Below are 6,994 nucleotides of genomic sequence, written 5' to 3' on the forward strand. Positions count from 1 at the left end.
CTCGCCATCGGTTGCCAGCCGCGCAGACACACGCTGAACCCGGAGCAGGACAGGACACCCATGAGCAACAATCCGCTGATTGATTACCCGGCACTTCCTCCTTTTTCACAGATCCAGCCCGAGCATGTACTTCCTGCCGTGGAGCAGCTGGTGGCAGAGGGCCGTGCCCGTATTGAGCAGGTGCTGGCGGAGGGAAACTTCGACTACGCGCATCTGGTACAGGCGCTGGACCAGGAAGATGACCGACTTGGCAAGGCTTTCGGCCCGGCCGGGCATTTGAATGCTGTGGCCCAGAATGAAGCCTTGCGCAATGCCTACAACAGTTGCTTGCCCCTGCTTAGCGAATACGGGACTGAGGTGGGACAAAATGCGGCGCTTTGTGCGGCCTATCAGGCGCTGCGTGACAGCGAACAGTGGTTAACACTGAACGAAGCCCAGCAGAAAGATATCGACAACACCTTGCGTGATTTTCGTTTGTCCGGGGTGGATCTGCCGGAGGAAAAGAAAGCGCAATATATGGCGAACTCCAAGCGCTTGTCTGAACTGACCAGTAAATTCTCGGACAACGCCCTTGATGCTACCCAGGCGTGGAGCAAGCACATCACCGATGAAAACGAACTCGATGGCTTGCCCGACAGCGCCAAGGCCGGTGCTGCTGATCGCGCCAAAGCCGACGAAAAAGACGGCTGGCTACTGACCCTGGATGCCCCGGTATTTATTGCGGTGATGAGCCACTGTAAAAACGCAGAATTGCGCAAGGAAATGTACACCGCCTGGACCACCAAGGCTTCTGATCAGGGGCCGCAGGCGGGCCAGTTTGATAATGCGGCGATCATGGATGAGATCCTTGCGCTGCGGCACAAGCAGGCTCAATTGCTGGGCTTCGCCAATTACGCGGAAGAATCCCTGGCCACCAAAATGGCGCGGGATGTGAATGAGGTCGTACAGTTTCTCGAAGACCTGGCCCGTCGCGCCAAGCCCCAGGCGGAACAGGAGCTGGCAGAACTGAAAGCCTTTGCGGCGGAGCAAGGCGCCGGTGATTTAAACCCCTGGGATATCGGTTTCTGGAGCGAACGTTTGCGTGAAGCACGCTACGATATTTCCGAAGAAGAGCTGCGTCCCTGGTTTCCGGCGGACACGGTGATCAATGGCATGTTTTCTGTGGTCGGAAAATTGTTCGGCATTCAGTTTAAACAACGCACGGATGTGGATACCTGGCATGATGATGTGCGCTTCTACGAATTGGTGGATGATGATGGCAGTGTCCGAGCGGCTTTCTATCTGGACATGTATGCCCGCACCGGGAAACGCGGTGGCGCCTGGATGGACGATGCGCGTATTCGTCGCCGCCAGCCCGACGGCAGCCTGCAAACCCCGGTTGCCTACCTGACCTGTAACTTTGCACCGCCAGCCGGTGGCAAGCCGGGCCTGTTGACCCACGACGAAGTGGTCACCCTGTTCCACGAGTTTGGCCATGGCCTGCACCACATGCTGACCGAGCAGGATGTGTCCGGTATTTCCGGAATTAATGGTGTGGCCTGGGATGCGGTGGAACTGCCCAGCCAGTTTCTGGAAAACTGGTGCTGGACCGAGGAAGGCATCGCGCTGATTTCCGGCCATTACCAAACCGGTGAGCCGCTACCAAAAGAAAAACTGGAAAAGATGCTCGCCGCGAAAAACTTTCAGGGTGCTATGCAGATGGTGCGGCAAATCGAATTTTCCCTGTTCGATATGCGAATCCACGCGGAGTATCAACCGGGCCTGAATATTTATCAGGTATTGAATGAAGTGCGCGAACAGGTGGCGGTTATTCAACCGCCCGCCTTTAACCGTTTCCCCAACAGCTTCGGGCATATTTTTGCCGGCGGTTATGCGGCGGGTTACTACAGCTACAAGTGGGCAGAAGTCCTATCGGCAGATGCCTATTCCCGCTTTGAAGAAGAAGGCGAGTTCAACGAAGAAACCGGCCGCGCGTTCCGCACGGAAATTCTCGCCAAGGGCGGTAGCCGTGAACCCATGGAGCTATTCAAGGCGTTCCGTGGCCGCGAGCCCAGCGTGGAACCGCTGCTTCGCCATTGCGGGATTAATGGATAAAACGCTTGATGCCGGACGCCCGATGCCTGACGACAATGCGTCCGGCATCGGGCGTTCTTCGTTAAGCGGAGGGATGTTATGAAACGCCAGTTTATTGCCGGGGCAACCTGTCCGGAATGTGGGCAGATGGACAAGATCCAGCGCATTATCGATGGCGACAGCCAGTGGATGGAATGTGTGGCCTGCGGGGCGAAAAAGAATCTGGACGACAAGCCGCCAGAGGCCACCGATGCACTGGCCCAACCAGTGACTCTGCAGCCTGGCCCCAAAAAATAGATCGTTGCCGCTATTTTACAATGGACGAAGCGCGAAGGCGCTTCGTCACCTCTGATCCTGCTTCAAGTTAATGCCCGTAGTGCCTGGATTTAAGTCAGCAGCCTTGTCGCTTTGTCTCACCATGCAACCCTTTCCGGGTTTGTGATTTTAAGCGTCCGGCATCCGGCGTTTGGCATTCGGCAAAGCAGATATCAGGCCCAGTCACCCAGCCATTTTTTCTTCGCCTTTTCCACCAGATCGCGGGCATCGTGTTGCCACGGGTGGAAGCGCGGGCTGTAGAACTTGAAGTAGGACGGTAGCAGCTTGCGGAACACGCCGGGTTTGCCCCACATGTAGTTCAGGCCGCCGAGCCAGGACTTCACATTGGTCAGCTCGCCCTGTTCCTTCATAAGTTGCGTCAGATGCAGGGTAGAAAACAGCGGGAATAGAACGCTCACCAGTGCCATCTCGGTGACGCGGGTGAATTCGCTGCCGCCGATGTGCTTGTACACATCAAACGCCACGGCCTTGTGCTCGGATTCTTCAATGGCATGCCAGGCCCAGATCGGTGCCATGCGCGGGTCCATTTCATCCAGGGCGTCATATTTGAGCAGGAATTCTTCCGCCATCAGTGCGGTGAAATGCTCCACGGCCACGGTATGCGCCAGTTGCCGCTCCGGTGACAGGTTCTTGCGCATCCAGTCCATGAAGCCCTGAATTTCACGATCCAGACGGCCAAGGCCGACGCCCCGTTCTTCCAGATAGCCATTGAGCAGCTTGTGTTCCTTGGAGTGGTGGGCTTCCTGGCCGATAAAGGCACGCACGGCTTTCTTCAGCTCCGGATCGCTAATGCGGTCCTGATAATGTCGCACGGAATCAATGAAGAATCGCTCCCCGGCGGGGAAGCTGGCGGACAGGGCGCCCAGCAACAGGGTTTTTAGCGGGTCATTATCCCACCAGTATTTGGGCACATCGTCCGCCAGGTCGAAGTCCGGCTGGCGGACGGTGGGGATAACCATGGTCGGGCGGGCAGCGGTCGGATTGTTATGAAGCTGTTTTGCCGGTGCATTCATTTTGAGCCTCCTGGCGAAAAGGATACGTTGACGCTTGGCCCATATGGTACTGGTGAGCACCAGGAGTGCGTGAGATGCTGGGCGGACAAAGCACTTGTCATTGGTGGCCAAATTGTCTGAATCCTTCACCCTGATCGACTGGAGCCGTTTCCCTGACTGGGCCCGCCAGCGCAGCCTGGCGGTGACCTATGTGCGCATGTTTGTGGAGGTGGCGACGCAGCGAGGTGTCTCCCGCGAGACCTTGCTGTCCACTGCGGGGGTGCCGGCAGCATTGCTGGAGGACCCATCCGGGCGGGTGTCCCTGCAGGAGACGGTACAGGTGTTTGCGGCCGCTGCCGCGCTGACCGGTGACGCTGCCATTGGCCTGGAGGTGGGGCAGCGAATGCCGCTCACGGCCCATGGCAGCCTGGGTTATGTGCTTATGTGTGCGGGCAGTGCCCGCGAGGCCATTGGTCTGCTGGAGCGGTTCTGGCACCTGCGGGGCCGCAGTGTGGTTCTCAGCGTAAAGGAGGAGCGCGGCGGTCTGTTCTTCGAGTTGGTGCCGGAAGTGGTGTTGCCCGCTGCGGTGCGGGATGTGTTGCTCAGTTCCATGCTGGGCAGCATGGCCAGTGGCATGCAGTTTATTCTCCCTGACTTGTCGTTGGTGCCGGAAATCTGGCTGCAGGGCGAGCCGCCAACCTCTGGCCGTGCCATGGATGACGCGGCGGTGCCTGTGCGTTATCGCCAGGCACGGGCAGGCATCTGGGCGCCGGAAGCGGTGCAGTGGCTGGATAGCCCGCTGCCTACCGCCAATCCGGAAGCGCTGAGTCATGCCCTTGCCCAGTGTGAGCGGGAAAGCGCCTTGATGGCCCCCGGTGATACCTTGCTGCGTCAGGTGCGTGAGCTTTTGGTGCTGGGTGCGCACGGCTATCCGGCCCCGGAGCAGCTTGCCGAGCGTCTGCATCTGACGCCCCGCACGTTGCGGCGCCGGTTGCAGGAACGGGGGCAGGGGTTCCAGTCGTTGCTGGAAGAAGCCCGATACCGGGACAGCCGCCACCTGCTGGCCAGTTCCGATATGGAAATTCAGCGTATCAGCGAGCTACTGGGCTTTGCCGACCCGGCCAATTTTACCCGTGCGTTCAAGGGCTGGATGGGCATGACGCCCAGCCAGTGGCGCTCTCAGCATGCGGAGAAGGATTGATTCAATCGTGTTATCGTGCACGAAATTTCGGAGAGTCTCATGAAAGCAGTCGTGGTGAATGAATTTGATCAGGCGCCGGTGTGGACGGACTTTACGGCGCCGGAGGCCCGCGAGGGCGAGGTGCTGGTTCGCCCTTGTGCGGCGGCGATCAGTCAGCTTGTGCGGGCTCAGGCGGAGGGCCGTCACTATAGCAGCGGCAAAACCCTTCCATTGGTGCCTGGCGCAGACGGGGTGGGGCACTTGCCGGATGGGCAGCGTGTGTATTTTGCGTTTTCCCGGGCCCCGGTGGGGGCTATGGCCGAAGTGGTGGCGGTGGATGCACAGCAATGTGTGGCGGTGCCCGCTGCAGTGGATGATGTGACGGCAGCGGCCATTGCCAACCCGGGCATGTCCTCTTGGGTAGCGTTGATGCTACGTGCCAATTTTCAGGCAGGGGAATCGGTGCTTATCAACGGTGCGGCGGGCGCGTCCGGGCGGTTGGCGATTCAGATTGCGCGGCATCTAGGGGCGGGCCGGATTGTGGCTACAGCCCGTAACCCGGAGCACGAAACGACATTAAGGGGCTTGGGCGCGGATGCGTTTATTGCTCTGAATCAACCGGAGGAGGTGCTCACTGATGCCTTTGTTGGCGAGATAGCCGCTAACGGGGTGGATGTGGTGCTTGATTTCCTGTGGGGGCCACCGGCGGGATGCCTGCTCAATGCCATTGCCCGTGAAACCGCCGCCGCGCGCTTTGTGAATATTGGTTCCATGGCGGGGATGGCATTGCCGTTGTCTGCCGGAGCATTGCGCAGTACCGACCTGACCCTTATGGGCAGTGGGCTGGGCAGTGTCAGCAAGATAGAGCTGGTGCAGGCGGTGGGACAGGTGTTGGCGGCTGTCACGTTGGCAGGTCTGCAGGTTGATGCAGTGGCGGTGCCCGCCAGCCAGGTGGCGCAGGCCTGGCAAAGCGCGACAACCCAGCGGCAGGTGCTGACCTTTAGCGGTTAATCTGGTTTCCGGTGCGACCTTAACGCAGCAAACCGGTTTTCAGGCCGGCGATGGTTTTTGCCATTTGCAGCCGCATCCAGGGCAGGTGGCTCAGCAGTGGAAACAGAATATCGCGGCCGGTGGCGACGGCACGACTGTGCGACTGAAAGGCCGGTGTCAGCCAGCGGCTCATGCGTTGGTAAAAGCGAATCTGCGGGCCGCGTTGCTGGTGATAATGCCTCCAGACCTGATGCCAGTTATCCGATTGCTGCATGGCGTCGCTCAGAGCCCAGGCGTCCAGCAAGGCCATGTTCGCGCCCTGGCCCAGTTGCGGGCTCATGGCGTGGGCGGCATCGCCAATCACGCCCAGCCGGTTGTCTCCCCATTTCGACATGATCACATCGCGGTAGGTGGCCGGGGTTAGCTGCTGCGCCTGGGTCAGTGGTGTCAGTACCTCGTCCAGTTGCGGCCAGAAGGTATGCAGTGCGCCGCGCCATTTTTCAAAAGGTGAGGCGGCAAAGTCCGGTTGTTGCCATTGGGCGATCTCGGTGACCGGCAGGCTCCAGAAAAAGCTGGCTAGCGGTGTCTCCGGCTGGTCCGGGCGGCTGCCGGTGGGCAGAATGCCGGCCATGGCGCTGGCCCGGTGATAGCGCTGCTGCAGCAGAGGCACGTCAAAGGGGGCGGCCATGGGCAGCATGGCCCACATGGCGCCCCACGGGTACAGGCGATCGTAGCGCGTCCAGGCCGCTGGTCGCAGCTGGCTGTGGCTGCCGTTGGCGATCAGCACCGCATCGAAGGCAAGCACCTCGGTACGCTGGTTTTTTTCGAGGGTGACCAGGGTTTGGTGTGCTTGAGAGTCTACGGTGAGCACGGTACAACCCATGCGGCGTTGATGCGGCAGGGTTTGCAGGTGGCTGTCCAGCACATGACAGAGGCTGGCCCGGTGGATGCCCAGGCCGTGGGTCTGCTCGCCAAGGGGGCGGTAATGGCTGTTCATGATGGCGCGCCCGGAACAGGTGTGCCCCACCAGGGCATTGATATGCGCGCCGTAACGGCACATGGACTGATAGAGCCCCATGCGGTGGAGGACGCTGAGTCCGGCGGGCTGTAACAGCAAGCCGGCACCCACCGGTTCCAGGGCGGGGGCCCGTTCTATCAGCGTGACGGTGTGGCCCTGTTGGGCCAACAACGCCGCAGTTGCGAGCCCGGCGGTACCGGCCCCGATGATGGCAATGGATTGTGGTTGCACGGCTGGAACATTCCCTTCCCCGAAAAGGCTAGTGGAGAGTAGCAGACTGGGTTGCAGAGAGACGGGCACAGATAAAAAAACGGGCCGCGAAAGCGGCCCGTTAGCGTGTTGCATGCAGCGTGAAACGTGTTGCGTCTATTTCTCCACAAACGCCCGTTCAATCACGTACTCACC

At 59.9% G+C, this 6,994-nt stretch carries 6 protein-coding genes; 4 read left to right on the forward strand and 2 right to left on the reverse strand.

What is annotated here, in order from left to right; translation table 11 throughout:
* Positions 1-60 precede the first annotated feature (60 nt).
* Positions 61-2,094 carry an oligopeptidase A gene (gene prlC / locus A3730_RS16050; RefSeq protein ID WP_063520811.1) on the forward strand — a complete coding sequence of 678 codons (2,034 nt, stop codon included), beginning with the start codon at positions 61-63 and terminating at the stop codon, positions 2,092-2,094.
* A 78-nt stretch (positions 2,095-2,172) separates the two neighbouring features.
* Positions 2,173-2,370: a YheV family putative metal-binding protein gene (locus A3730_RS16055; protein WP_063520810.1), complete on the forward strand. Its 198-nt coding sequence runs from the start codon at positions 2,173-2,175 to the stop codon at positions 2,368-2,370.
* Between the two features lie 191 nt (positions 2,371-2,561).
* On the opposite strand, the gene A3730_RS16060 is transcribed toward A3730_RS16055, so the two are convergent.
* On the reverse strand, positions 2,562-3,422 hold the full coding sequence (locus A3730_RS16060; protein WP_063520809.1) for a metal-dependent hydrolase: 861 nt from the start codon (positions 3,420-3,422) through the stop codon (positions 2,562-2,564).
* A gap of 103 nt (positions 3,423-3,525) precedes the next feature.
* Here A3730_RS16060 and A3730_RS16065 point away from each other — a divergent pair, with 103 nt between their 5' ends.
* Together A3730_RS16065 and A3730_RS16070 are read left to right on the forward strand one after the other, a co-directional pair.
* On the forward strand, positions 3,526-4,602 hold the full coding sequence (locus A3730_RS16065; RefSeq protein ID WP_063538447.1) for an AraC family transcriptional regulator: 1,077 nt from the start codon (positions 3,526-3,528) through the stop codon (positions 4,600-4,602).
* A 39-nt stretch (positions 4,603-4,641) separates the two neighbouring features.
* Positions 4,642-5,592 (forward strand): zinc-binding alcohol dehydrogenase family protein, encoded by a 951-nt coding sequence (locus A3730_RS16070; protein ID WP_063521687.1) that lies wholly within the window; start codon positions 4,642-4,644, stop codon positions 5,590-5,592.
* A gap of 19 nt (positions 5,593-5,611) precedes the next feature.
* Here the strand turns inward: A3730_RS16070 and A3730_RS16075 are convergent, their stop codons facing one another.
* Positions 5,612-6,820 carry an NAD(P)/FAD-dependent oxidoreductase gene (locus tag A3730_RS16075; protein WP_063538445.1) on the reverse strand — a complete coding sequence of 403 codons (1,209 nt, stop codon included), beginning with the start codon at positions 6,818-6,820 and terminating at the stop codon, positions 5,612-5,614.
* Between the last annotated feature and the right edge of the window lie 174 nt (positions 6,821-6,994).

This window comes from Alcanivorax sp. HI0044, assembly GCF_001634945.1.

What these genes read in the sequence shown, in the direction of transcription:
- prlC (WP_063520811.1), top strand. Translation starts at nt 61, where the DNA reads ATGAGCAACAATCCGCTGATTGATTACCCGGCACTTCCTCCTTTTTCA.
- A3730_RS16055 (WP_063520810.1), top strand. Translation starts at nt 2,173, where the DNA reads ATGAAACGCCAGTTTATTGCCGGGGCAACCTGTCCGGAATGTGGGCAG.
- A3730_RS16060 (WP_063520809.1), bottom strand. Translation starts at nt 3,422, where the DNA reads ATGAATGCACCGGCAAAACAGCTTCATAACAATCCGACCGCTGCCCGC.
- A3730_RS16070 (WP_063521687.1), top strand. Translation starts at nt 4,642, where the DNA reads ATGAAAGCAGTCGTGGTGAATGAATTTGATCAGGCGCCGGTGTGGACG.